The organism is Salinivibrio proteolyticus, assembly GCF_001996165.1.
In the GTDB taxonomy this organism is placed as follows: Bacteria; Pseudomonadota; Gammaproteobacteria; order Enterobacterales; family Vibrionaceae; genus Salinivibrio; species Salinivibrio proteolyticus.
In genome coordinates, this window is record NZ_MUFP01000005.1 from 165872 (window position 1) to 191319 (window position 25448).

18 protein-coding genes are annotated in these 25448 nt (G+C 49.4%); 7 read left to right on the forward strand and 11 right to left on the reverse strand.

What is annotated here, in order from left to right; all coding sequences use genetic code 11:
* Positions 1-29: 29 nt before the first annotated feature.
* The 3 genes from BZJ19_RS04965 to BZJ19_RS04975 all read right to left on the reverse strand — a co-directional run bounded on the left by BZJ19_RS04965 (position 30) and on the right by BZJ19_RS04975 (position 4080).
* Positions 30-1400 carry an SLC13 family permease gene (locus BZJ19_RS04965; RefSeq protein WP_077661949.1) on the reverse strand — a complete coding sequence of 457 codons (1371 nt, stop codon included), beginning with the start codon at positions 1398-1400 and terminating at the stop codon, positions 30-32.
* Between the two features lie 209 nt (positions 1401-1609).
* The gene (locus tag BZJ19_RS04970; protein WP_077457021.1) at positions 1610-2269 is read right to left on the reverse strand and encodes a SanA/YdcF family protein; all 660 of its coding nucleotides are present in this window, start codon (positions 2267-2269) and stop codon (positions 1610-1612) included.
* 119 nt (positions 2270-2388) lie between these two features.
* Positions 2389-4080 carry an NAD-dependent malic enzyme gene (locus tag BZJ19_RS04975; protein ID WP_077674811.1) on the reverse strand — a complete coding sequence of 564 codons (1692 nt, stop codon included), beginning with the start codon at positions 4078-4080 and terminating at the stop codon, positions 2389-2391.
* 515 nt (positions 4081-4595) lie between these two features.
* On the opposite strand from BZJ19_RS04975, the gene BZJ19_RS04980 reads away from it, so the two are divergent.
* Positions 4596-5333 (forward strand): substrate-binding periplasmic protein, encoded by a 738-nt coding sequence (locus tag BZJ19_RS04980; protein WP_077674812.1) that lies wholly within the window; start codon positions 4596-4598, stop codon positions 5331-5333.
* Positions 5334-5408: 75 nt separating this feature from the next.
* Here BZJ19_RS04980 and BZJ19_RS04985 read toward each other — a convergent pair whose 3' ends face one another.
* The 3 genes from BZJ19_RS04985 to BZJ19_RS04995 all read right to left on the reverse strand — a co-directional run bounded on the left by BZJ19_RS04985 (position 5409) and on the right by BZJ19_RS04995 (position 8644).
* Positions 5409-5891 (reverse strand): YajQ family cyclic di-GMP-binding protein, encoded by a 483-nt coding sequence (locus BZJ19_RS04985; RefSeq protein WP_077457015.1) that lies wholly within the window; start codon positions 5889-5891, stop codon positions 5409-5411.
* Positions 5892-5939: 48 nt separating this feature from the next.
* Positions 5940-6998, reverse strand: a complete 1059-nt coding sequence (locus BZJ19_RS04990) for a 3-deoxy-7-phosphoheptulonate synthase (RefSeq protein ID WP_077674813.1) — start codon at positions 6996-6998, stop codon at positions 5940-5942.
* A gap of 176 nt (positions 6999-7174) precedes the next feature.
* On the reverse strand, positions 7175-8644 hold the full coding sequence (locus BZJ19_RS04995; protein WP_077674814.1) for a protein adenylyltransferase SelO: 1470 nt from the start codon (positions 8642-8644) through the stop codon (positions 7175-7177).
* Between the two features lie 189 nt (positions 8645-8833).
* Between BZJ19_RS04995 and BZJ19_RS05000 the strand changes: the two genes are divergently transcribed.
* Positions 8834-9667, forward strand: coding sequence for a CvfB family protein (locus tag BZJ19_RS05000; RefSeq protein ID WP_077479166.1), 834 nt, complete (start codon positions 8834-8836; stop codon positions 9665-9667).
* Positions 9668-9844: 177 nt separating this feature from the next.
* On the opposite strand, the gene rsmF is transcribed toward BZJ19_RS05000, so the two are convergent.
* The 4 genes from rsmF to BZJ19_RS05020 form a co-directional block, all read right to left on the reverse strand.
* On the reverse strand, positions 9845-11293 hold the full coding sequence (gene rsmF / locus BZJ19_RS05005) for a 16S rRNA (cytosine(1407)-C(5))-methyltransferase RsmF (protein WP_077674815.1): 1449 nt from the start codon (positions 11291-11293) through the stop codon (positions 9845-9847).
* Positions 11294-11438: 145 nt separating this feature from the next.
* A complete protein-coding gene (locus tag BZJ19_RS05010; RefSeq protein WP_077674816.1) occupies positions 11439-14075 on the reverse strand; it encodes a PqiB family protein in 2637 nt (878 codons plus the stop codon).
* Positions 14038-15297 carry a paraquat-inducible protein A gene (locus BZJ19_RS05015; protein ID WP_077674817.1) on the reverse strand — a complete coding sequence of 420 codons (1260 nt, stop codon included), beginning with the start codon at positions 15295-15297 and terminating at the stop codon, positions 14038-14040. The genes BZJ19_RS05010 and BZJ19_RS05015 overlap by 38 nt, the downstream gene beginning before the upstream one ends.
* 1 nt (position 15298) lies before the next feature.
* Positions 15299-17086, reverse strand: a complete 1788-nt coding sequence (locus BZJ19_RS05020; protein ID WP_077674818.1) for an ABC transporter ATP-binding protein — start codon at positions 17084-17086, stop codon at positions 15299-15301.
* 76 nt (positions 17087-17162) lie between these two features.
* Between BZJ19_RS05020 and BZJ19_RS05025 the strand changes: the two genes are divergently transcribed.
* The 4 genes from BZJ19_RS05025 (at position 17163) to BZJ19_RS05040 (ending at position 21227) form a co-directional block, all read left to right on the forward strand.
* Positions 17163-17621, forward strand: coding sequence for a GAF domain-containing protein (locus BZJ19_RS05025; RefSeq protein ID WP_077674819.1), 459 nt, complete (start codon positions 17163-17165; stop codon positions 17619-17621).
* Positions 17622-17736: 115 nt separating this feature from the next.
* The gene (gene proQ, locus BZJ19_RS05030; protein ID WP_069589069.1) at positions 17737-18378 is read left to right on the forward strand and encodes an RNA chaperone ProQ; all 642 of its coding nucleotides are present in this window, start codon (positions 17737-17739) and stop codon (positions 18376-18378) included.
* A gap of 17 nt (positions 18379-18395) precedes the next feature.
* Complete coding sequence (prc, locus tag BZJ19_RS05035) at positions 18396-20402, forward strand: carboxy terminal-processing peptidase (RefSeq protein WP_077674820.1); 2007 nt, start codon at positions 18396-18398, stop codon at positions 20400-20402.
* A gap of 177 nt (positions 20403-20579) precedes the next feature.
* Positions 20580-21227, forward strand: coding sequence for a hypothetical protein (locus tag BZJ19_RS05040; protein ID WP_069589065.1), 648 nt, complete (start codon positions 20580-20582; stop codon positions 21225-21227).
* An 80-nt stretch (positions 21228-21307) separates the two neighbouring features.
* On the opposite strand, the gene pncB is transcribed toward BZJ19_RS05040, so the two are convergent.
* The gene (pncB, locus tag BZJ19_RS05045) at positions 21308-22480 is read right to left on the reverse strand and encodes a nicotinate phosphoribosyltransferase (protein ID WP_077674821.1); all 1173 of its coding nucleotides are present in this window, start codon (positions 22478-22480) and stop codon (positions 21308-21310) included.
* Between the two features lie 341 nt (positions 22481-22821).
* On the opposite strand from pncB, the gene pepN reads away from it, so the two are divergent.
* A complete protein-coding gene (gene pepN, locus BZJ19_RS05050) occupies positions 22822-25431 on the forward strand; it encodes an aminopeptidase N (RefSeq protein ID WP_077674822.1) in 2610 nt (869 codons plus the stop codon).
* Positions 25432-25448: the final 17 nt, after the last annotated feature.

Consider the following 25448-nt stretch of genomic DNA (forward strand, 5'->3'; position numbering starts at 1 on the left):
CAAATGCTAGGTAGTGTGAGTGAAGAGGATTACCAGAACAGCCAAGTAAAGACGGCTAAAACCATGATACAAATAATGTTTAGGTACAAACCAATACGCATCATGTCACGCTGTTCGATATGACCGGAACCAAAAACAATGGCATTTGGCGGTGTCGCGACCGGCAGCATAAAGGCACAGGATGCGGCAATCGCAATCAGTGCAGATAGCGCCACAGGGGAAACACCTAACGCTTCTGCAATAGTGGCAAACACAGGGACGAGTAAGGCAGCACTGGCGGTATTGCTGGCAAACTCAGTCAGAAAAATCACAAAGGCGACGACACCTAACATGGTGAAAAAGATGCCAGAGCCGGTCAGGGCGCTGCTTAGGTGGTTAGCCAAAAATAGGCTTGTCCCAGTGGCTTTGAGTACGTTGCTTAGACAAATCCCGCCACCGAAAAGAAGTAAAACGCCCCAATCAGCAGTCTTTTCGATCTCTTTCCATTTCACGACACGGGTTGCACCCAGCAGCACAATGGCAGATAGGGCGACGATGGAGTCAAACTTACTGAGGCCACCTAACAGAGAGTTTAGTGGTTTGCTAAAGATCCAAGCCGCGACGGTGAGTGCAAAAATTCCCATGGTGACTAAGCGAGGTTGCGTCCATTCGAAGTGACGCTTCTCTGCCTCAAAGGCGTGACTTAAATTAGGCTTGGTTAGCACATAGAGCACCAATACGGCGATCGGCAGCAATACTAAGGTAATAGGCAATCCGATTTTCATCCAACCAACAAAATTCAGTCCCGCTTCTGCTGCGGCAATCGCATTGGGTGGGCTGCCGACGATGGTCGCAATCCCGCCGATACTCGCGCAATAAGCAATCCCCAGTAACACAAACACATAGGTTCCATGATCTTTTTGGTTACTGACTTTACGTAAAATGCCGAGCACAAGCGGCAGCATCATCGCCGTGGTAGCGGTGTTGCTGATCCACATTGACAAAGCCGCGGTGACCCCAAACAGCATCATCACGGCGACGGACATCTTTCCTTTCGCGACCGTCAGTACCTTGTTGGCGATGGCTTGATCCAGCCCTTGGGCCTGCAATGCTGCGGCAAGGGCAAAGCCACCCAAGAATAGGAAAATGATAGGGTTAGCAAAATTCGCCATCGCCGCTGGGGTTTCAAACACCCCCAAGACGACCGCCAGAATGGGAACGAGAATGGCGGTGATACTGACATGGATGGCTTCAGTGAGCCAGAGCACCGCGATAAAGACGAGAAGGCTGAGACCTGTAGTCACTTGAGGGTCAAAGGGCAGGCTGTAGTACAGCACGAAAAAAAGTGCGATATCGGCAAATAGGATCCACGCTTTTCTATCCAATCCGGAGGATTGGGAGGTCAAAGATTGCACATCCATAGGGCTTCCTTTTTGTTACAACGTTATCGTGCATGCAGCACGTATTATTATGTTTTAAACACCGCACAGCACCTGCTGTGTCAGACGGCGCTAATATACGCCTTATTGAAGAGGGTGTTAATCGATTGCACGCTACTTTTTGAACGCTTGATTAAAAAGATGTGAAATTTGTGAGAGGAAAGAGAAAGAAGGGGTGGGTTTGTACCCATTTACGATTCAGTGGCAGTGACACCATCAATTGGCTCTTTCGGGCCAGTAAACTTGGGTTTCACATTAAGGATAAAGCTATCTAACACGGCTTTAGTGCGTGCGAGCACTTCACGCAAACGGATCTTTATGCCAGCCCAGCCTTGTGGGCTTGCCACGGCATAGCAAATCGCATCAATATTGTTCACGTCAGCAAGAAATAAGGCACGCTCACAGTGAAACTGCTGACTGACAACGGTAAAGCGGGCCAAGCTAAACACTGTTTTGGCACGAACCACGGAGTCGAGTGTACGAAATCCAGCATAATCAAGGTGAATGGCGTCGTCTGCGATCCCAGCTTTCAGTAGATCGCGCTTCATGGTCCAAGGTTCATTATAGGAGCGGTGCGCATTATCGCCGCTTAAGAGTAAATGGCTCACCTTGTTTGCTTTATACAGTGCCTCTGCGGCCTCGATGCGGTGGGTATAGTAAGGATTCGGGGTTTTACCAATATATTTGCTGGTACCAAGCACTAATGCCACTTGGCGTTTGGGCAGGTCGTCGACGTCGGTGTAAACGCGGTCACGCGCATTGAGCGTGATCGCTAAGTCACTAGCTACCATGGTAACCAGTGCGAAAATCACTGCGATAAACACCAATCGTGCGAGGCGTCGGATCGCCATACTACTTACTGTCCCTTTCAGAAATGCCATGCGGATAAGGCGTCAAGGTTGGCGCCTCAAGTGAATGGAATCCTAGCAAAAAAAGCTCCTCGAAAGGAGCTTTTTGTGTCAACCGCCGGTTAAAACGATGTGCGTTTATACTCACGGTATCTGGGTTCCCAGAAGCTATCATCAATGCGTTTTTTTAATGCTTCATCAGACAGCTCGGCCGCGACGCCTTCTTCAATCGCCTGTTTCGCAACCGCAAAAGCAATTTGCTTTGAAACATAGGTAATATCTTCCAGTGAAGGAAGTAAGGCTCCGGTGCCGCGCTTCGCTAACGGCGAACACTCAGCGAGTGCACGCGAAGAGGCCATTAACATACCATCAGTCACGCGAGTGGCGTCCACTGCAAGGACACCTAGGCCAATCCCCGGGAAAATATAGCTATTGTTACATTGCGCGATTGGGAAGGTTTTACCATTGTCTAGGCGCACGGGTTCAAACGGACTACCCGTCGCAACCAGTGCTTGGCCGTCTGTCCAGCGAAGAATGTCAAAGGGAGTGGCTTCGACTCGGCTGGTTGGGTTTGATAGGGGGAAGATAATCGGCCGTTTACAATTATCATGCATGGCCTTGATAACCTCTTCGGTAAAGAGGCCCGGCGCCCCAGAGACACCAATGAGCACGGTTGGCTGGGCATTACGTACCACATCCAACAGTGAAATATTATTGTCTTCTAATTGCCAGTCTTTTAATGCGCAGCTCTTTTGAACCAGTTTTTGCTGGAAGTCGAGTAGGTTTGGCATGGCATCGATGAGTAAGCCCCAGCGATCAACCATAAAGACACGCGCACGCGCTTCTTGATCGGAAATCCCTTCCGACACCATTTGGGCAATGATAGCTTCAGCAATGCCACAGCCGGCAGAACCTGCACCGAGGAAGGTGATGCGTTGCTCGGAGAGCTTGGTGCCAGCGGCTTTACAGGCAGCAATTAACGAACCCACGGTGACGGCGGCCGTCCCTTGGATATCGTCGTTAAAACAGCACACTTTGTCTTTGTAACGCTCAAGAATAGGCATCGCATTTTTCTGTGCGAAGTCTTCAAACTGAATGAGTGCATCCGGCCAGCGACGCTGCACCGCTTGGATGAATTCTTCAATAAAGTCGTCGTAGTCTTGACCGCTGATCCGAGTATGGCGCCACCCCATGTACATAGGATCTGACAGACGCTGTGGATTATTGGTGCCCACATCGAGCACGATTGGAAGCGTATACGCTGGGCTAATGCCCCCACATGCGGTGTACAAAGATAGCTTTCCGATTGGAATGCCCATGCCGCCGATGCCTTGGTCGCCAAGACCAAGAATTCGCTCACCGTCGGTAACGACAATCACTTTCACATTGTGACGTGACGCGTTGTTTAAAACATCATCAATTCGATCGCGGTTTGGATAAGAGATAAAAAGCCCACGGCCTCGACGATAAATATTAGAGAAGTTCTCGCAGGCAGCACCGACCGTTGGCGTATAGATGATTGGCATCATTTCGGTGATGTGGTTCGACACTAAACGATAAAATAATGTCTCGTTGGTATCTTGAATATTGCGCAAGTAAATGTGTTTATCGATATCGTTTTCAAAGCGTTGATACTGCTGGTAGGCGCGCTCGGTCTGCTCTTCAATGGTTTCAATGGCATCGGGTAGCAAGCCCTCGAGGTTAAAAAACTTACGTTCTTCGACGCTAAACGCACTGCCTTTGTTGAGAAGCGGGGTTTCGAGTAACGCAGGTCCCGCATAGGGAATGTAAAGAGGTCGCTTTTGATTATTCATGGATTATCAGACTCGGCATTGTCCAGGCTGGAATATGACTGACATTTATTGCTCACTCGATAACTTTAATCGTTAGAGTACGCATTATTAATGCGGCCTAATTGAGCAATTATATGAAACAAGGGGTAAAGTTTAGTCATTAATGGTGACCTAATTCAACTTTTTTGCGTGGATGTGGGTGTCATCCATCATGTTTTTGCGTGAACAGGGCGTGAACATTCGTACAAACGCGCAAGCGTGAGATATCGCTATATGCATCAAGGTGTTGAATTGTCAGAAAACAAAACTGGGGAATAACTCACAGGCGTGTTTAAAATTACGCAGGGTGATTTTTCGCTGACTATACTCACCAATGATAACGGTTAGCACGGTGCTTGTATGTGGTTAAACCACAACCGCATGAACACCATGTTGTGGCAACCAAGAAATGGCGTCACATATAAGTACGGGTTACCCGAATAATAATATTGGCTGGGCGTCTGTTTTTATGGAATGAACAACAAAGAGGTAGTCCAATGAAGTCACTCATCGCCGCCAGTTTACTGGTATTTTCAACTACGACAGTTGCTGCCAACCTAAGCGACTTAAATTATATCACTGAGGTTTATCCCCCTTTTAACTATGAAGAGAACGGGCAGTTGAAAGGGATTGCCGTGGACTTCCTCGAAGCGGCTACGGAAGCAGCGGGCGAACCGATTACCCGTGATCAAGTTAAGATCCAACCTTGGGCGCGTGGCTATGCCACCGCATTGTCTGATCCAAACACGGTACTGTTTTCAACCACCCGAACGGAAGAGCGCGAAGATAAGTTTAAGTGGGTGGGTCCCATCACAGATACTAAAATTGTCGTGTGGGCACCGAAAAGTAAAGGGATCACCATTAACAGCGGCAGCGACTTTGCCAACTACAAAGTTGGGGTGGTACGTGACGATGTCGGTGAGCATTTGTTGCGCAGCCTAGGCGTTAGCGATAACGCATTGCGTCTCTCACCTAAAGCAGACTTGCTGGCTAAACAGCTCGCGGCGGGCCGCGTAGATATGTGGGCGTATGAAGAAAACGTCAGCTCCTTCATCATGAGTCAAAACAATGTGGACACAAGCCAGTTTGAAGTGGTGTATGTGTTGAGTGAAGCGCAATTGTATTACAGCCTAAGCAAAAGCACGCCTGATAGCTATGTAGAGAAATTGCAAGCTGGGGTAGATAAAGCGATTGCAAGCGGRGCGCTCGATGAAATCAAAAGCCAGTATAAGTAGTGTTAGCTGATAACGACACTGGCTTCACAAGCAAAACGGGCCAAATGGCCCGTTTTTTGTGGTAGATGTTGCACATTAGTCGCGAAAGTTTTCGAACTGGAAAGGCTGCTCAAAATCACTGTCTTTTACCAGCTGAATCACCGCTTGAAGATCATCGCGTTTTTTACCGGTTACTCGGACTTGTTCGCCTTGAATTTGTGTTTGTACTTTCATTTTGGCGTCTTTGATTGCTTTAGTGATTTTCTTGGCAACGGGGGTTTCAATGCCATTTTTGAATTTCACTTGCTGCGAGAAGCTTTTGCCTGAGTGCACCATATCTTGAATATCCATGGCACGAGAATCCACGCCACGTTTGGCCAGGTTATTACGCAGGATATCCATCATCTGGTTGAGTTGGAAATCCGCTTCTGCAATGACTTTCACGGTTTCTTTGTCCAGCTCGAAGCTCGCTTCAACGCCACGAAAATCAAAACGCGTCGCCAGTTCGCGGCTTGCATTATCGACGGCGTTCTTTAATTCAACCTTGTCGATTTCAGACACAATATCAAAAGAGGGCATAGTTCTGTCCTTTTCTCACATGACGGATGTCATGTCGCTGATAAATAATTAATAGGCTTGATGTCGCTTAGCACTTGCAGCAGCCAGTCGCTCAAGCAAGCGTTCAGTATCCTGCCAGCCAAGGCAAGGATCGGTAATAGACTGGCCATATCGGCGCGTCGCGCTATCACCCATAGGTTGGTTGCCTTCTTCTAAAAAGCTTTCTGCCATAATACCCGCAATGGCGGTACATCCGTTAGCCAGTTGCGTCGCAATATCTTCTGCGACATCTAACTGACGGCGATGCTGTTTCTGGCAGTTGCCATGGCTAAAGTCTACCACTAATTTAGCCGGCAATCCGAAGCTCGATAAGGTTTCTGAGGCCGCTTGCACATCTTTTTGGTAGTAATTGGGTTGATGGCCGCCACGTAAAATAACGTGGCCATCAGGATTACCCGCTGTGCGATAAATGGTCATGGTGCCATGCTTGTCTGGCGAGCAAAACAGGTGTGACTCACGGCTCGCTCGAATGGCATCGACAGCGATACGAATATTGCCATCAGTGCCATTTTTAAACCCTACTGGGCAAGACAAGGCGGATGCCATTTCGCGATGGATCTGAGACTCGGTTGTGCGCGCACCGATGGCCCCCCAACTGATCAAGTCGGCAATATATTGGCCGGTGATCATATCGAGAAACTCGGTCGCAGTGGGTAAACCCATTTTATTGATATCGAGTAACAACTCGCGGGCAGTGAACAGCCCAGCACGAATATCACCGCTCCCATCAAGGTGAGGATCGTTTATCAAACCTTTCCAACCGACAACCGTGCGCGGCTTCTCAAAGTAGGTACGCATGGCAATCAGTAACTGTTCGGAGTAAGTCTCTGCTAATCCTTTTAACCGTTTGGCGTATTCGCGTGCAGCGTCAGGATCATGCACAGAGCAGGGCCCAATCACCACAAGCAGGCGCGGGTCATGGCCATTAAGAATTTGGCTGATTGCATGACGCGAAGCAGTAATATGGTGAGCAACGTTGTCGCTGATGGGGTGGGCGGCTTCCACCTCTGCGGGCGTGGGCATGGTATCAACCACGCGGGTGCGAAGTTCATCGGTTTTCAGTGGCATAGAGGACAGCCTTCCTCACATCTTAATCTGTTGCGAAGCCAGTAAGATAGCAAAAATCGCGGCCCTTGAAAGCATGAATGTGATATCCGTAGCGTTTTTAAGGCAATTTTGACCAGAAAAATGCCGGTCAGGACTGACGACGAACCAATTTTTTGCCCGTCATCAGTCACCGATAGTTAGGACGAACAGCTCAATGCAAGGCCTTTATTATTATCCGTTGGCGGGTTGGCCAAGTGCGCGAGCGACGGGTGCTCATCGAAGGGGTGGGCAAGTACCGTCATTAAATCATGGGTTGGTTGTAAGTTGCCTTGTTCAGCCGCTTCGATGGCCGCTTGGGCCAAATAGTTGCGTAAAATATACTTTGGATTGGTGTGTTGCATGCAGGCGAGACGAGTCGCATCATCCAGTGTATGTACGCGCTGTTGGTACGCGGATAGCCATTCGGTTAATGCCTGCGTGTCTTGGCAGATGGGTTTGAACTGATTCAGGGTGCCGGCTGTTAGGAGTGAGTCACCGCGATACTGACTGAGTTGATAGAAAAAGCACGTATAGTCGGTTTGGTTTTCTTCAAGCAATGCAAAGAGCTGATTGAACRGCTCACTGTCTGACSACTGAGCGTCGGACAAGCCCAGTTTATCACGCATGGCACGGCTATAGGCAACTTGTAGTCGGTGTTCAAAGCCACCAAGAATGTCGTTAATCACATCCTTATCCACGAGAGGCGTAAAGGCATAGCCCAGTGCGGACAGATTCCAAAGCGCGATGGCAGGTTGCTGATTAAACGCATAGCGACCACTGTAATCGGAATGGTTGCAGATATAACCTGGGTCGAAATCGTCTAAAAAGGCATAAGGGCCGTAATCGAAAGTTTGGCCGAGAATCGACATATTATCGGTATTCATCACACCGTGGTTAAAGCCGATGGCCTGCCACAGGGCAATCATATCCGCCGTTCGCTCGACAATTTCTTGTAGCAGTGCCGCATAGGGTTTCTCGGCCTCGGCCAGTTCAGGGAAATGACGTGCAATCACATAGTCGGCCAGCGTGCCTAGCGCCTCATGCTGCTGACTGTAAAACAAGTACTCGAAGTGGCCAAAACGGACGTGACTCTCGGTAACGCGAAGTAGCGTTGCGGCAGTTTCGATGCGCTCGCGCATCACCGGGGTATCGCTGGTGGCCATGGCTAATGCCTGAGTGGTCGGAATGTTGAGCCCTGTCATGGCGGCACTGGCGAGATACTCGCGGAGCGTCGAGCGTAACACCGCTCGTCCATCACCGTGGCGGCTGTATGGCGTTTTTCCCGCCCCTTTTAGGTGCCAATCCCACAAGGTGCCATCGGCATCGCGCCATTCCCCTAATAAGACACCACGGCCATCGCCGAGCGCGGGGTTATATTGACCAAACTGGTGACCGGTGTATTTCATTGCAAACGGTGTTCGGCCGGCTAACGGCTGCTCTGCGGATAAAATCGCTCGAAACGCTTCCGTGGTGAGATCGGATTCATTCAACCCAAGCTGTTTTGCCAGTTCGACGTTATAGGTGAAAAGCCGACCGTTTTCGAGCGCGGTTGGCGTAACGTGTTCGCCAAATGCACTGCCAAGCTGGCTAAAACTAAAGCTGATGTGTGAGCCGTTAAATACTGCCATGAATTCCCCCTATAGTTTTCACTCAAGCCTAACAGGGATTGGGACGCTAACAAGAGACAGAAAGTAGGGGTATAGCGGGAGATAGGCAGTGCTTGAGGGTTTTTTATCCGTTTGAGTAGTGTTTTGGCTGCGCATATCAGGATGAAATTGCGTATACTCACCGCCATTACTTTCTACAGCGTTGAGACAATGATTAAACTAGGCCAATACAACACATTGACGGTAGTGAAGCAGGCAGACTTCGGGGTATTTCTTGATGGTGATGAGTTCGGCAATATTTTGCTGCCAACTCGGTACGTTCCTGAGAATACCCGTGTCGGCGACGAGCTAAAGGTGTTTATCTATTTCGATTCCGAAGACGATATTATCGCCACTACTGAAACGCCATTGGCCCAAGTGGGCGAGTTTGCGTCTTTGCGCTGTGTTGGTGTCAATTCGGTTGGCGCGTTTGTCGATTGGGGCTTGAGCAAAGACTTACTGGTGCCTTTTAGTGAGCAACGCACGCGAATGGAAGAGGGTAAACCTTATGTGGTTCGCGTCTACACGGATAAAGCCTCGGGCCGTATCGTGGCTAGCCGCAAATTCAACAAGTTTATCAGCGACGAAAAGCCGCGTTTAAAAGCGGGCGACAAAGTGTCAGTAATCATTACGGATATCACGGACCTCGGCTTTAAGTGTGTGGTGAATAATCAGCACTGGGGGCTTATTTATCGCGCTGAAGCGTTCGGGAAGCTGTTCATCGGTAAGAAGCTGAGTGCGTTTGTTAAAACGGTGCGCGACGATGGTAAGTTGGATCTTGCTCTACAAAAACACGGTAAAGCGCGGGTTGATGATTTAAGCGATAAAATTTTGCAAACCCTAGATAAAAAAGGGGGCTTTTTGCCGCTTAACGACAAAAGCTCCCCGGATGCGATTTTTGCCTTGTTCCGCACCAGTAAAGCGACCTTTAAAAAGACTTTGGGTGGCCTGTACAAGCAACGCAAAATTCGTATTGAAGCGGATGGCATTTACCGCGTTAAGTGACGGCGTCACGTTAGACAAGACAAAAAAAGGCTCGGAACGTCCTGTTCCGAGCTCAGGGAAAGGGCTCATTGGAGCCATATGCCAATTTAGGTTGTGATTCCACTAAAGTGTAGWTTATCAATACGGCTTTGCCAGTTTCTTTCCCTGCGAATTATTATCAACACCATCCCATACTGATTAAAACAAGTTGCTATCGCGAACTTGATCGCGAGGTAGGCCATTTTTAATCCGATTGCCGACCCATTTGCCGAGCCCGAGCACGTCCCCTTGATAGGTTACAATGACATCGCCCTTATCTGGCGTTTGATCGGGCCAAATATCGCGTCCTTGATACCACTCAACGGCTTGTGTCTTAGTGAGCGCAATGGTTTTACATTCAGCGAGTGACTGGGTACTCAATGCGATAATCGCCTCGTGTTGCCAACGATAACCTTTGCGGTGGGTTTCGGCTAACTTGATCCCAATGCGGTCAAACTTCACTTCGCCTAACATAGGTTCGATAGCTGAAGGGAAAAGCCATACCTCTTTATCACGTAACCATAGCGTGGCCTCATTCGGCAGCGATAGCCCGAGTTCCTTTTTAAAGGTGGCGCTTATTTGTTGACTGTCTTTTTGACTTGCAGGTGAGAATGGAAATTTGCCCAGTCGCTTTTTTACACTCGGTGGAGTGGCGGATGCATGTTTACGAATGCGGGCGACAAAAAAGCCCTCGCTGTCAAAAATCTGAGGGTAGAGATGTAAAAAGCCTTCCTCGGTCAGAGCTTGTTCGGCACCCGGGAATAAATCCTTCAGTGACTCAAAAGTGACACCGTCACCATAAGCTTGCTTGAGCCAGTGGCAAACCGACTGATTTTCTGTGTGGTTCAAGGTACAGGTTGAATACACCAGCACGCCGCCCGGTTTCAGTGCGTGAAACGCGCTATCAATCAGGGCTTGTTGGGTCTGCGCAATATCATCGACTGAGGCAAGGCTCCAGTTATTCATCGCATCAGGATCTTTACGAATAGTTCCTTCACCAGAGCAGGGCGCGTCGAGCAGAATGGCATCAAATTGCTCGGGTAGCCAGCCGCCGAATACACGGCCATCAAAGTGAGTCAGTGCAACGTTTCTTACCCCGCAGCGTTGTACATTGGCATGTAGCCCTTTGATGCGGCTCGCTGAAAACTCATTCGCGACCAAAATACCGCTGTTTTGCATGGAGGCTGCCAACTGAGTGGTTTTTGAACCCGGTGCAGCCGCAACATCAAGCACTTGCTGCCAATCAGGGGCTTGGCCCGGTTCATGCTCGCCTGCCAGCAAGGCAGTGACCGGCATCATCGAGCTTGCTTCTTGAATGTAAAACAGTCCCGCCATGTGTTCAGCCGTATTGCCCAATGGCACTTTGTCATCGTCTTGTCGCTCAATCCAAAACCCTGTGTCACACCAAGGTACGGGAGTCAGTGTCCAATGATGCTCTGCGGCACGTTGCTTAAATGCATCGACGGAAATTTTTAACGTATTGACACGAATACTGCGGCGCAGAGGACGCTGACAGGCAGCGACGAACTCCTCCATGGAGAGATGCGAGGGCATTGTCGCCTGTATTTGGGCTAAGAAAGCCTCTGGCAGTGAGATATTGGGGTGCAAAACAGGATCTCTTGTTGATGAACTCGAAATTAGCAGCGCAAGATTGTAAACAGATCTTGGTCTTGAGTGTAGGTCGCGGGAGGAGAAAGTCGGTATTTTTACTCAAAAAGGGCAGCCAAAGGATTAGCTGCCCAAGAAGATAGCGCTAGGGTTTCGGGATCGCAGTGCGCCACTCACGCCACTCTGCTTTGGGTTCTCGATGCAGCAGGTAGTGGCGTTTGTCGTTAGCTTTGGGGGCCAATGGAGAGGTGTCGGGTGTTGCAAAGGCGATCCCACCTTTCAGTAGGCTATCAATGGTGCCGCTTTTTAGGTTGGCACCGGTCAAACCAATCGACACATCCACACCGGATTGATTCCAAAACACCGTGTTTTCTCGCACCAGATGTGCATACTGCGGCGTGATCTGGACACTGAATAAAACGCGGTCAGCAAACTCGCCCAATTGCACTTTGGAGACAGTACCTACCTCCATATCGCGATAGAGAATTGGGGTGCCAACAGCAATGGAATGACGTGCATCACTTTCGAGCACCAGTGATAGGCCCCGCGGATATTTGGGGGAAGCATGTAATTCGAATTCTTGCTTAAATTCGCCCGCACCGGGCACGACCGAAATATAGGTCCCAAACAAAGAATCTAGATTCTCAGTTTTTGTAAGGCTAAGTACTGGCTGGGTTAGCCAGTAATAGCTCCCTTGACGAGCAAGCTCATTTTTATACTCAGGATACAAACGACTGTGCACGCGGACCGATTGCGTTTTAAAATCCGGCTCTAACTGGGTAATCTCGCCAACATCCACCCCTTGATAACGAATTGCGCTGCCGACCTTTAATCCTTTGGCTTCGTCAGTGTTGAGTACAATATCGACCCCGTAACGTGCCGCGTCTTTTCGTGAGGGGTAGAGCTTCCAGTCGCCTTGGCGTTTGTTGCTAATGCCCGGCATTGAACCAAAGGCAATGCCGCCACTGAGTAAAGAGCGAAGCGAGCCTGTGTTGATTTCGACGCCACTTAAGTTGGCTTTGATGTCGAGACCGGATTGATTCCAAAATACGGTATCGCGGTTTATCAGATGGCGATACCGATTGTTCACGGCAATCGATATCGTGACGCTTTTACCATTCAGCTGGTAGCCTTCCACTTGCCCGACGACAAAATTTCGATACATCACCGGACTACCCTCGTTAATGCTGGGCAGTGCATCAGCCACTAGGGTAAAGCGGGTCTTGCCTTGCACGTCTTCTCGAGCGTGTTTGGCTTGGATACGTGAGGTATAGAGCGGATAGCTATCTCGTACACCTTGTTTACCTAGGCTCGTAAAGCTTAACGCGGGATCGGCGATCTGCTCCATGGCAGGCACGACCACATCGAGCCCATTGCCGCTCAACTCACCGGTAATCCCCCCCAATATAAAGAATTGCGACTGTTGTTTGACAAGATGGCGGTATTGCGGATAGATCACCGCTTTTATCGTGACAGTGTCACTTTTGTTGAGGCCGATGTGATCAATAAAGCCCACCTGAATGCCACGATGAAGCACTTTGGTACGAGGCGTAAGGCCATAAGCGTCATCAGCGTCGAGCGTAACTACCAAGGCATCAGCGGCCTCTTTTTGTTGCTGCTGCCACGTGCTGGCTGAGAAGCGATAATGACTATCAACAGCTGGAGCATCAGGGGAGCCGGGCACCACGGATAAGAAGTTCCCCAACACCAAGTTGCCGATATTTTTAAGACCGTTAAAACCAATCTGTGGTTGTTCGATGGTGATTTGTGTCTCCTGATTGAACAGCCATAGCATGCTCGGGTCTATGGCGGCCGTGGCAGACGCGTTTTGGGTGTCTGGGTCGATGCGAATCTCGGTAATCTCACCGATCTGCAGTCCTTGATAGGTGACTCGGGCGCCAGCGCCTTGAATACCGTGGTTGGTAGGCAAGACAATTTCAATGGTTTGGCCACGTTCTGCAGCACTCAGGCTTGGGTATAACCTAAAGCTGTCATTATGCGTCGCTTGTGGGCTGGTACTCGGTGAATCAAACGTCACACCGCCGGCGACCAAGCTGGCAAGACTATCAAGTTCGACATCGACTCCAGACAGATCGACATTCGCTTTCAAACCACTGACGGACCAAAACCTAGTGTCTTGCTTCACCAACGAACTGAACTCAGGTTTGATCAATACAGACAGGGTGACGCCTTGATTATCATCATCAAGACGATAACTGTAGATCTCGCCGACTTGGATTTTACGGTAATAAATTGGTGAGCCAATACTGAGCGAGCCCAAGGTCGGTGCGTGGAGCTTAAAGGTCGTGCCAGCTTTATCGGTCATCTCAGCGGGAGGCTCATCACGTGCGGTAAAGCGAAGGCTAGGTTCACCCGTTCCCGGTTGAAGGGCGATGTAATTCCCCGACACCAGTGTTTCAAGGCCGCTAATCCCCGTTAATGACGCGCGTGGTTTCACTAACCAGAATTCACTGCCGGTCGTGAGCAACTGCTTGGCCTCTGGATAAATCGTGGCATCGACATAAATACCATTGAGATCATCCGCCAAGGTGATATTGCGAACTTTGCCGACTTCTAGCCCTTGGTAACGAATGGTTGTTCGTCCCGCTTCTAAGCCTTGCGCATCGCTGAATAGAATTTGAATCCGCTGTCCGGCTTCATTAATGGATTGAAAAACGAGCCATCCCGCTAAGCCTAGCGCCAAGATGGGCAAGATCCATAAAGGAGAAAGACCATAGGTAGTCTTAATGGTTGGCGTCGGCACGTCGTGTTTGTCGCTCATGATGATCCCATATCAAACGCGTATCAAGAAGGTCAGTGGCCAGCATAGTGAGTACCACCACAATACCAAAAGCAATGGCGCCGGGGCCGGGTGTAAAGTCCATAATGCGGCCACGATCAACCAGCGCGACCATAAATGCAATCACGAATAAGTCCATCATTGACCACTTGCCAATCCATTTCACGCTTCGATATAGCCACATGCGTTGGCGTGGCGTAATGGCGACAGAGGTATGCAAGCTAATCAGAATGAAACCAAGCCCCAGAATCTTTGCCACTGGCACAATAATACTGGCGGTAAAAATTATCGCCGCTATTCCCGGCATACCATTGTTAATCAGGCTGGCAACGCCAGAAAAAATCGTGTCTTCGAGTCGGATGCCATTCGAGAAAAAAATCGAGATCGGATAAAGGTTGGCGGGCAGCAAAAATACCGCAGCGGTGAGCAGACACGCCCATGTTTTTTGCTCGCTGCGTAGCAGGCGAACGTGTAGGGGACGTTCACAACGTTGGCAATGGGTTTGAGTACTATGGTGTTGCGTCAAGCCACAGTGATCGCAACGAATCAAGTTATGGATACTGTTGACAGGTTTAGGGGCTAAGAACGCATCCCAGTAGCGTCGGGTATTGACACGTACTAGCAGCACCGAAAGCAGAATTTGTAACGTGGCGTAGCAGGCGAGCCCCAATGAAAAGCGAAGATCGGCATAGTCTTGGATTTTAAAGCACGCAATCGCTAGGCTAACCATAAACACATCCGCCATGACCCAATGACGGAGGTGATCAATCAGCGTCACGGTTGGACGGAAAAAGCGAATGTTGCCGTGACGGCGCGCCAAGTGCATGACCAGAATAGCTAAGGTAAAAAGGAGTGGCGCAAGGCTAGCACAAAAGACCACCAGCGCGGTGACAAAGGGGAAGCTGGTCCATAGAAGGTTCGCGCCGGTCAGCACAGATGCGCTAATTTCCTTGCCTAATAGGTTGATTGATAACAGCGGTAGCCCATGGGCGGGTAAAAATAACACCAGTATGGTTAACGCAATGGCAAACTCACCATTAAACGATAATCGACGCCCTTGCTGCAATTTAGTGGCGCAGCGTGGGCAGATGGCAAGGTGATCCCAAGCGGTTTCGCAACCGGTCAACACAAGATCGCAACCGGGACAGCGAATTAACCCTGTCCGAGGTTGAGGCTCAAGATGAGTGACCGGTTGCACGCGCATGCTATTTCCCTGCTGCCTGTTGAATGGTGCCATAAAGTGTTTGGTATACGCCCGGGGCGGTAACCAACTCACCGTGGGTGCCTTTTTGGGTGACTTGGCCATCCTCCAGCACGTAAATCAAATCCGCTTCTTTCACCGCGGAGAGTCGATGCGCCACAATCAGCGTGGTGCGACCGGCTAAGAAGGTATGCATCGCTTGGTGCAGTGCCCGCTCCGTTGCGGTATCTAATGCCGACGTGGCTTCATCTAGAATGACCAGTTTTGGGTCGCCAAGCAACAYTCTCGCGATGGCGACACGTTGACGCTGCCCGCCCGATAAACGGATCCCTTGTCGTCCTAGCGGTGTATCGAGCCCTTGAGTGAGCTTATTCACGACATCACCAAGTTGCGCCTGTTCTAGTGCTTGCCACAGTTCGCTATCAGTCACATCTCGCCCAAAGCTTAAATTATTACGTAGGGTGTCGTTAAACAACATGGGTTGCTGCAGTACCACCGCAATCTGTTGGCGAAGCGCGGCTAAATTAAGTTGACTGATGGAATAGCCGTTATAACGGATATCGCCATGTTCAACCGGATAAAGGCCTAGCAACAATTGGATCAGCGTTGACTTACCGCCACCGCTGGCGCCGACCAATGCGACACGCTGGCCTGCGGGGATATGCATATTCAAGCCATTGAGAACAGATTTATCCTCATCATACGCGAAGTGCAGATCCTCAATCTCGATATCCAAGGCTGTATTGTCGCTATCACTTGGATTTTGGCCGTCAGGGCGGCGCGCCTCTTCTTGTAAACTCAACACATCGTTGACTCGATTCATGGCTGCTTTAGCGCTATACCATGCAAACTGGATCCCTAACAGTTCCTGAACCGGACCCAACATAAACCAAAGATAGCCGAACACAGCAAACATTTGGCCAATGGTCAGATCACTAAAAAAGACCATGCCCATCGCGACAGCACGGAAAAGTTCAAAGCCAATCAAAAACATCAAAAATGATAAGCGCCCCGCGGCCTCTGACTGCCAAGCATATTTATCGGCACTGACCTTAATATCGCCTGCACTTTGATCCAATTGGTGAAGGTATTCACGCTCTCGATTGGCGGCGCGGAGTTGGTAGAGCCCATCGAGCGTATCGACGAGACGTTGCTGGAAGCGCTCAAACGCTTGGTTTTCCCGTTTTTTAAGATGCTTAACCCGTTGACCTAATGCGCGGCTAAGCGCAACCACAATCGGGTTGATGAGCAAAATAAAGAGCCCTAGTCGCCAATCCAGCCACAAAAGGACCACCGCGGTGCCCATTACGGTGAGAATGCCGATAATAAATTTACTCAGCGTGGTACCAATGAATTTATCAATGGTTTCGACATCAGTGACCAGATGTGATGTTAACCCGCCACTGCCGCGCAATTCATACTCGTGCATGCTTACGCGGCCTAACTTCTCGATAAGGTGTTGACGAATTTTATAGGTAATGGCTTTGCCGACCAGGGTGAACTGACGGCTTTGAAGGATGTTAAGCGCTTGGCTGGTGGCACGCATTAACACCACAATGACAAGCACCGCCGCGATATAAAAAGCGGCATGTTGCCAAGTTTGCGGCAATAAGCCGTTCAGTACCGCGAGCCCCCAATCGGGCTTATCGAGCAGCACCTCATCGACCAGCAATGGCATCAGTAGCGGGATGGGCACGCTGATCAGGGTGGCGGCAATCGCCACAATATTGGCCCAAATCAGGCGAGTACGATGAGGTCGGGCTTGGTCAAGAAGCCAGCGCCAAGTAATCATAAATTAAGATACTCAATTGAAATGTCTTTGGATTATTTCTATTGTAATGGTCTTGTTGTTTGAGATGCAGTGATTTATGGAAAACAAAGCTGATTTTTACCGTCTGTTAACCCAACAAGCGGTTGCTTTATGTGAGGGCGAGCCAAGTTTAATTGCAAAACTGGCGAACGTGAGCGCATTACTGAATAGCCAACTTGAAGACATTAACTGGGTGGGTTTTTACTTGAGTGATGGCAAAGAGTTGGTACTGGGACCATTTCAGGGGCAGCCAGCGTGCGTTCGGATCCCATTTGAAAAAGGGGTTTGCGGTGCCGCCTTTAGCCAAGATAGAGTCATGCGGATTGAAGACGTGCATGCATTTGAGGGGCATATTGCCTGTGATGCCGCCAGTAACGCTGAACTTGTCGTTCCTGTTCGGGTAGATAACCAACTGCAAGCCGTGCTTGATATTGATAGCCCAACAGTGGGTCGTTTTGACCAAGAAGATGAACAGGGCCTGACTACCTTGGTCAAAGAAATGCAAAAACACCTGTAATTTCGTCAATCTCGGTAGTTTTTTAATATCAGGTATCTATAATACGCACCACTTTCATACTTAAATACACGTAGATATTCTGCTGCAGCTTGACTACAGCAGGCCAGGAAAAAACATGGAAAATACTGAAAAGCTCGCGAACAGCAAAGAAGTCATTGCCTACATTGCTGAACGTTTCCCTAAATGTTTTACTGTTGAAGGCGAAGCCAAGCCACTAAAAATTGGCATTTTTCAAGATCTTGCAGAACGCTTGAATGATGACCCTAAGGTAAGCAAAACCCAATTGCGAGCCGCGCTTCGCCAGTACACGTCTTCCTGGCGTTATCTGCACAGCGTGAAACCGGGTGCGTCACGCGTCGATCTCGATGGCAACGCGTGTGGCGAGCTAGAACAAGAACATATTGATCACGCGGCTCAAACTCTTGCTGAAAGCAAAGCGCGTGCGGCGGAACGTCGTAAGCAACAAGCGAAAAAAGCAGACGGTCAAGGCAAAACGCCAGCTAAAGGCAAAAAAGCGGCAGCTCAAACGGCAAAAGCTCGTACGAGTAAACCAAAGCCAGCTAAAATGACTAAGAAAGCTAAAGAGCCACGTCGCGAACTCAGCGCCAGCGACGTTGTCGTAGGAAAAGACGTAAATGTGAACATGGGCAATGGTAATCTACCAGCGACCATTGTTGAAATTAACAAGGATGAGGTGCGTGTTCGTCTTACTAACGGTTTGACCATGTTAGTGAAAGCGGAGCACCTCAGCGCCTAAAGGAGACTCCTCGACGCATGTTTTGTCGACGCCGCTTTTCGGCTATCGCTGCCAGCTTGATGCTGGCAGCGTCTGCCCAGGCCGTAGAGGCCAACTTTCAACTCAGTGATTTGCCAACACTTTCCGCTGAACCCCAACACAAAACCGCTTCAAAGCGTGTCACCTCGCGCTTTACCCGCTCGCATTACAAGCAGTTTTCTCTCGACGATGCTTTCTCGGCAGGGATCTTTGAGCGTTATCTCGAGACGTTAGATTACAACCGTGTCTTTTTAACCCAGAGCGATGTCGATACCTTATCGCGTTGGAAAGATCGGCTGGACGATCAGCTCAAAGAGGGGGAAACCGACGAGGCTTACGAAATCTACAATTTGGTACTCAAAAAGCGCTTTGAGCGATACCAATATGCACTCGAGGTTCTCGATAAGCCGTTTGATTTCTCTAAAGACGAGTCAATGGTTCTCGACCGTACCGAACTGCCTTGGGCGGCCAATGAACAAGAACTCGATGCGATTTGGGATAAGCGAATTAAAAATGATGCGTTGAATCTCCGTCTAACGGGGAAAGACGATGACGATATTCGCGAAACCCTAGGTAAGCGCTATAACAGCGCATTGAAGCGTCTCACCCAAAGTCACAGTGAGGACGTGTTTCAAGTCTACATGAACGCCTTTGCGCGAGAAGTGGACCCGCACACTAGCTATCTTTCTCCGCGCAATGCTGAGCAGTTCCAATCTGAGATGAACCTGTCACTCGAAGGGATTGGTGCGGTTTTGCAGGTGAAGGATGAATATACAGTGATTCGCTCGCTGGTGGCCGGTGGTCCTGCCTCTAAGTCTAAACAGTTATCGCCGGGGGATCGCATTATCGGTGTCGGTCAAGAAGACRAGGCGATGGTGGATGTGATTGGCTGGCGACTCGACGATGTCGTAGAGCTGATCAAGGGGCCGAAGGGAAGCGAGGTCCGGCTACAGATTTTGCCTGAAGGCGCTAACGCAAAAAGTTACAGCGTCACTATTACCCGTGACAAAATCCGCTTAGAAGACCGCGCGGTGAAATCGGATGTGATTGAACGTGGCGATCAAAAAGTAGGGGTGCTGACGGTACCGGGCTTTTATGTTGGCTTGGCCGAAGATACCAAGAAAGAATTGGCAGCGCTTACTGCGAAAAATGTCAGTGGTATCGTAGTGGACTTGCGTAATAACGGTGGCGGCGCTTTGAGTGAAGCAACAGCGTTGAGTGGCTTGTTCATCGACAAAGGTCCGATTGTACAAGTGCGCGATAGCTACGGTCGGGTTAAGGTCAACAATGACAGTGATGGCAAGAGTTTCTACAACGGGCCGATGACGGTACTGATTAACCGTTACAGTGCGTCGGCGTCAGAGATTTTTGCCGCGGCCATGCAAGATTACCACCGTGCAATTGTGCTTGGCGAACAGTCATTCGGTAAAGGTACAGTGCAGCAGCACCGCTCGCTAAATCATATTTATGATTTGTTCGAAAAGCCTTTAGGTTACGTGCAATACACCATTCAAAAATTCTATCGCATCAGTGGTGGTAGTACCCAAAACAAAGGCGTGGTACCCGATATTGCGTTTCCATCGCCGGTATCACCCGATGAAACCGGAGAGAGCATGGAAGACAACGCGTTGCCATGGGATCAAATTGCCCCTGCGGAATACTCGGCAATGAAGCTGCCTGATGACGTGATTGATGCGTTGACCAAGCGCCATCAAACCCGCATTGCTTCAGACCGTGAGTTTGGTTTTATCCGTGAAGACATTGCGCTTTATCAGCAGGAAAAAGATAAAAACAGTATTTCCTTGAATGAGAAAGTGCGTCGGCAGGAAATGGATCGCGAGGATAAAGAACGTTTGGTGCGCCTAAATGCACGTCAAAAAGCCATGGGCGAACAGCCGTTTAAATCGCTCGAGGATGTGCCGAAGGATTACGAAGAGCCGGACGCCTACTTAGAGGAAGCGGCGAGCATTACTAATGATCTTGCCTCCCTAATCGCTAACCGTTGAACATCCTCGGTTGATGTCACGTGAAGCCTAGGCAATTGCCTAGGCTTTTTTTTATGACATAGAGATGACGCGTAGATGTTGATGTACCGATAAAACGAGATCAATATCAAAAAATTGTAGCATTTTGAGATCTGCGTCTAACCTTATTAATAGGAATAACGGTCAGTGGGGTGAGGTATGCGTCTCTTACTTGGGTGTATGTTAGCGATCATCGTGTCGCTTCCGGTTCGCAGCGAAGAGCTCTCTCGCGTGGATTTCCCATTGTTGCTGGGGGATTGGTATTGGTTTAGCGACATGCCTGTTGAGCAAGCCCCACATCCTTACAAAGCGATTAATCTGTCTTTTAATTCCAATTACGAGTTTCGTATCGATTTGTTGCGTCATGATGGACAACTCGAAACCGCTGCAGGGCAGTACGACATCAACGAGAACATATTACGCCTGTACGATAATGAAGGCATCGAGCAGCGGCATGCCTATCAGCTCAATCATAACCAATTGCAACTGCAAGGGGCGGTCTTTACCAAGCTTCTGCCAGAAGATTTAAGCGGTTTGTGGCGTTCTCATAGCATCTCAGGCGAAGATGTGAGTGAACACGTTGACGGGGTGTCGCTGCAATTACGGCCCGACTTCTTATTCGCGATGCAGGTGCGCGGGGATGATGGGAGCTCAGTCACTCATCGCGGCGTCTATTTGGTGGAAGGTGACAACCTAATGTTGATCTACCGGGACGGCCGTCACTCATCGCAGTTTCAATTAGCAGCAGACACGTTGCGATTAACCAATGATGTGTTTGGAATGGAGGCGATTCTAGAACGGCAATAGTGCTCCAAACAAGACAAAAAGCCCGTCACGCGATGAAAAAAATGCCCGCATCACAGCGGGCATTTTTTGTACCTGACTCTTTAATCAATCAGCCTAAATGCCGCTTTCAGCGCACTCAAATGCGCCTCGTCTTTACAAATTGCTTTGTTTGGCTCATCGGAGATTTTGGCGACGGGTTTGCCTTGGCAGCTAGTGAGCTTGATCACCACGTTAAGGGTTTTCACGTCGGGTAGATCACAGGTTAATTGGGTACCAATTCCAAACGATGTTTGCACCCGCCCTGAAAAATGGCGATAGATATGAATAGCCTTGGCCAGCGTGAGGCTGTCAGAGAAGACCAACGTCTTAGAGTCAGGGTCGATATCGTGATGCTGGTAGTGGGCAATGGCTTTTTCTCCCCAAGCGATGGGATCGCCACTGTCATGACGCAGGCCGGTAAAGGCTTGCGAGAGTTCGCTGTCAAAATCGCGTAGGAAGGCATCCATATTGATGCAATCGGTCAGGGCGATGCCCAGACTGTTTGGATATTCCTTTAACCAAACACGTAGCGCGAGCTGTTGTGAATCGGCCAACTCTCCCGCTAGCTGCTGATGCGCTTGAAACCACTCATGAGCTTGGGTACCAACTGGGGGCAGGCCAAGCTCTTTCGCTAACCAAACATTGGAGGTGCCTTTTAGCGGGGGATAAGCGGCTTTCAGGCGTTTAACGATGGCATAGTGTACATCACGCGAGAAGCGGCGACGTGTGCCAAAGTCGACCAATTGAAAGTCATCGGCAAAGCCGTCTTCGGGTAAATGATTCAGTTTCTCCTCGAGTCGGGCGAGTGCGTGCTCCTCACCGTACGTGGGGTAGCAGATGCGATTCCGTAACTCACAGATAATCGCGAGTAATGGCACTTCCCAGAGAATCACTTCGCACCACGGGCCAGCAATATGAATCGCCAGTTGTCCCTCTTCGATAGTGACAGTGACTTGCTCTGGGCGAAGCTGAAAGTGCTTCAGGTATGAGAGAAAATCTGCTTGATAGAGCTCGAGCGAGGCCAGATAATTTAACTCCTGCTCAGTAAAGCGCAGTGAGCCTAGCGCGTTCACTTGCGCTATCACTGCGTCTTTTAGCAGAGTTAAATTCTCATCACTCCGACAATAGAAGTCCGCGGTGACGTGAACGTCACGATAGTGATGAAAGACGGCTTGCTGCATATTCAGCTTGTATGCGTCCGTATCCAGCAGTGAAGTGATGATCGGATTGTGCATGCGTGTGGAACGCCTTACGTGTTACAAAACGAAATTGGCGTCATAGTACCGCAATTTCTGTAAAATTTAACCGTCGTCACATTATATTTCCTGCCGGATTGGCAGCCTGCGTTGACAATATGCTGCACAATTCGCCAATTTGAGAGGTTTTTCGTCACATTGACAGTTTGTGAGGCGTTTTTTACACATCGTATACGCAAACAATTGATAACAAAGTGTTAAACCTATAGTCATCTTTTTGCGAGCGAGGTATGGTATAGCACGCTGCTCGCCAAGGTTGGCGTCAGGCAGTCACTGACACGATTTGTTGGCTGAGGTACACCCAATAATAAGGATTCAACATGTCTCAACAACCCACTGCGAAATATCGTAAGGATTATCGCGCCCCTGATTTTACCATTACCGACCTAAACCTAGAGTTTGATCTTGAGCCAAACGCAACCTTGGTAACGGCCGTGAGCCAAGTAAAGCGTTTAAATGACAATGCGACCGACATTGAACTGGATGGCGAAAACCTAAAGTTAGTGCGTATCGACATCAATGGCGACGCATGGACGGCCTACAGTGAAGAGTCAGGCAAACTCATCATCCGCGATGTGCCTGCGGCGTTCACGCTCACGATCCAAACCGAGATCGATCCAGAAAATAACTCGGCCCTTGAAGGTTTGTATATATCAGGCGGTGCGTATTGCACGCAGTGTGAAGCAGAAGGCTTCCGCCGTATTACTTACTATCTCGATCGTCCGGATGTATTAGCACGTTTCACCACCAAGGTGATTGCGGATAAAGCGTCTTATCCATACTTGCTGAGTAACGGTAACAAAATTGCGTCGGGCGAGCTGGATAATGGCCGTCATTGGGTTGAGTGGCATGATCCGTATGCAAAGCCAAGTTATCTGTTTGCGCTAGTTGCTGGTGATTTTGATGTGTTGCGTGACAGCTTTGTGACGCGTTCAGGTCGCGAAGTGGCCCTCGAAATTTTCGTGGATAAAGGCAACTTAGATCGTGCCGATCACGCCATGGTTTCGCTTAAGAATGCGATGAAATGGGATGAAACACGCTTCGACCTTGAGTATGACCTTGATATCTACATGATCGTGGCCGTTGATTTCTTCAACATGGGTGCCATGGAGAACAAAGGCCTCAATATCTTTAACTCCAAGTATGTGCTTGCCAATGCAGAGACGGCAACCGATGCCGACTATTTGGGGATTGAGGCGGTTATTGGCCACGAATACTTCCACAACTGGACGGGGAACCGAGTCACCTGCCGTGACTGGTTTCAGCTGAGCCTAAAAGAAGGGTTAACGGTTTTCCGCGATCAGGAGTTTTCGTCTGACTTAGGCTCTCGCTCGGTCAACCGTATTGAAAATGTTCGCATTATGCGCGGTCCTCAATTTGCTGAAGATGCAAGCCCGATGTCGCATCCGATCCGCCCAGAAAAAGTGATCGAAATGAATAACTTCTACACCCTGACTGTGTATGAAAAGGGCAGTGAAGTGATTCGTATGATGCACACCATTCTTGGCGAAGAAGGGTTCCAAAAAGGCGTGAAGCTCTACTTTGAACGCCATGATGGCACAGCAGCAACGTGCGATGACTTTGTGCAAGCGATGGAAGATGCCTCAGGGATTGATTTAACCCAATTCCGACGCTGGTACAGTCAATCGGGCACGCCGGTTCTCAATGTGTCCTCAACCTATGACGATGCGACTAAACAACTGGCATTACATGTGAAGCAACATACGCCAGCGACGGCGGATCAAGCGGAAAAACTGCCATTGTATATTCCGCTCGATATTGAACTGTATCGCGCTGATGGCAGTGTGATTAAGTTACAGCGTCATGGAGAGCCTGTACACCATATCTTGGCGGTGACTGACGCCGAACAAACCTTTATTTTCGATGCGGTGGATGAGCAGCCAGTGATTTCGTTGCTACGCGAGTTCTCTGCACCGGTGAAGCTAGAGTATGATTACCAAGATCAAGATCTAACCTTCTTGCTGCAACACGCGCGCAATGACTTTGCTCGTTGGGATGCTGGACAAAGCTTGCTGGCAAAACACATCAAGGCCAATGTGGCACGTGTGCAAAATGATGAAAAAATAGTGATTCCAGCGTCAGTGGTCGATGCCTTTCGTGGGGTACTACTGAGCGACAACACTGAACCGGCATTGATTGCAGAAGTACTCAAGTTACCTTCTGAAAATGAAGTGGCGGGGTGGTTTGATATTGTGGATGTGGATGCCATCCATATGGTCATGGCAGCCTTCAAACAGCAATTCGCGGATGAAATGGTTGATGAGCTGGAAACGGTTTATCGCCAATACACGCAAACGTCATATGAAATCAGCCATAAAGCGATTGGTGAGCGCGACTTACGCAACACGTGTTTAAGCTATCTTGCACATACTGAAAACGGCAATGATTGGGTTGAAGCACAATACCGCAATGCCAACAACATGACCGATACAATGGCTGCACTGCATGCGGCCAACGCCGCTCAACTGCCATGCCGCGAGTCCTTAATGAAGCACTTTAGCGATCAGTGGCAGCATGACGGCCTAGTGATGGATAAGTGGTTTGTGCTGCAAGGTATAAATCCGGCAGAGAATGCCTTGGAAGGGGTGAAAGCACAAATGTCTCATTCGGCATTTAGCCTTAAGAATCCAAACCGAACCCGTAGTTTGATTGGTGCCTTTTGTTCGCGCAACCCCGCGCACTTCCACGCCAAAGATGGGAGTGGCTACCGATTCTTGAAAGAGATCTTGGTAACGTTAAACGAATCGAACCCGCAAGTGGCTTCGCGTTTAATCGATCCATTGCTTAAACTGGCGTATTACGACACCGAACGTCAGCAGCATATGCGCCAAGTACTACAAGAGTTGGCTGACATGGATAACTTGGCTAACGATTTGTACGAGAAAGTGCAAAAAACGCTCGAACAATAGGGTGAGCGAATCGTGAC

Coding starts and splice junctions, on each gene's coding strand:
- BZJ19_RS04975 (WP_077674811.1), bottom strand. CDS start 4,080: ATGAATAATCAAAAGCGACCTCTTTACATTCCCTATGCGGGACCTGCG.
- BZJ19_RS05040 (WP_069589065.1), top strand. CDS start 20,580: ATGCGTCTCTTACTTGGGTGTATGTTAGCGATCATCGTGTCGCTTCCG.
- pepN (WP_077674822.1), top strand. CDS start 22,822: ATGTCTCAACAACCCACTGCGAAATATCGTAAGGATTATCGCGCCCCT.
- BZJ19_RS04970 (WP_077457021.1), bottom strand. CDS start 2,269: ATGGCGATCCGACGCCTCGCACGATTGGTGTTTATCGCAGTGATTTTC.
- BZJ19_RS04985 (WP_077457015.1), bottom strand. CDS start 5,891: ATGCCCTCTTTTGATATTGTGTCTGAAATCGACAAGGTTGAATTAAAG.
- BZJ19_RS04965 (WP_077661949.1), bottom strand. CDS start 1,400: ATGGATGTGCAATCTTTGACCTCCCAATCCTCCGGATTGGATAGAAAA.
- BZJ19_RS05010 (WP_077674816.1), bottom strand. CDS start 14,075: ATGAGCGACAAACACGACGTGCCGACGCCAACCATTAAGACTACCTAT.
- BZJ19_RS05015 (WP_077674817.1), bottom strand. CDS start 15,297: ATGCGCGTGCAACCGGTCACTCATCTTGAGCCTCAACCTCGGACAGGG.
- BZJ19_RS05025 (WP_077674819.1), top strand. CDS start 17,163: ATGGAAAACAAAGCTGATTTTTACCGTCTGTTAACCCAACAAGCGGTT.
- BZJ19_RS04990 (WP_077674813.1), bottom strand. CDS start 6,998: ATGCCACTGAAAACCGATGAACTTCGCACCCGCGTGGTTGATACCATG.
- proQ (WP_069589069.1), top strand. CDS start 17,737: ATGGAAAATACTGAAAAGCTCGCGAACAGCAAAGAAGTCATTGCCTAC.
- BZJ19_RS05000 (WP_077479166.1), top strand. CDS start 8,834: ATGATTAAACTAGGCCAATACAACACATTGACGGTAGTGAAGCAGGCA.
- pncB (WP_077674821.1), bottom strand. CDS start 22,480: ATGCACAATCCGATCATCACTTCACTGCTGGATACGGACGCATACAAG.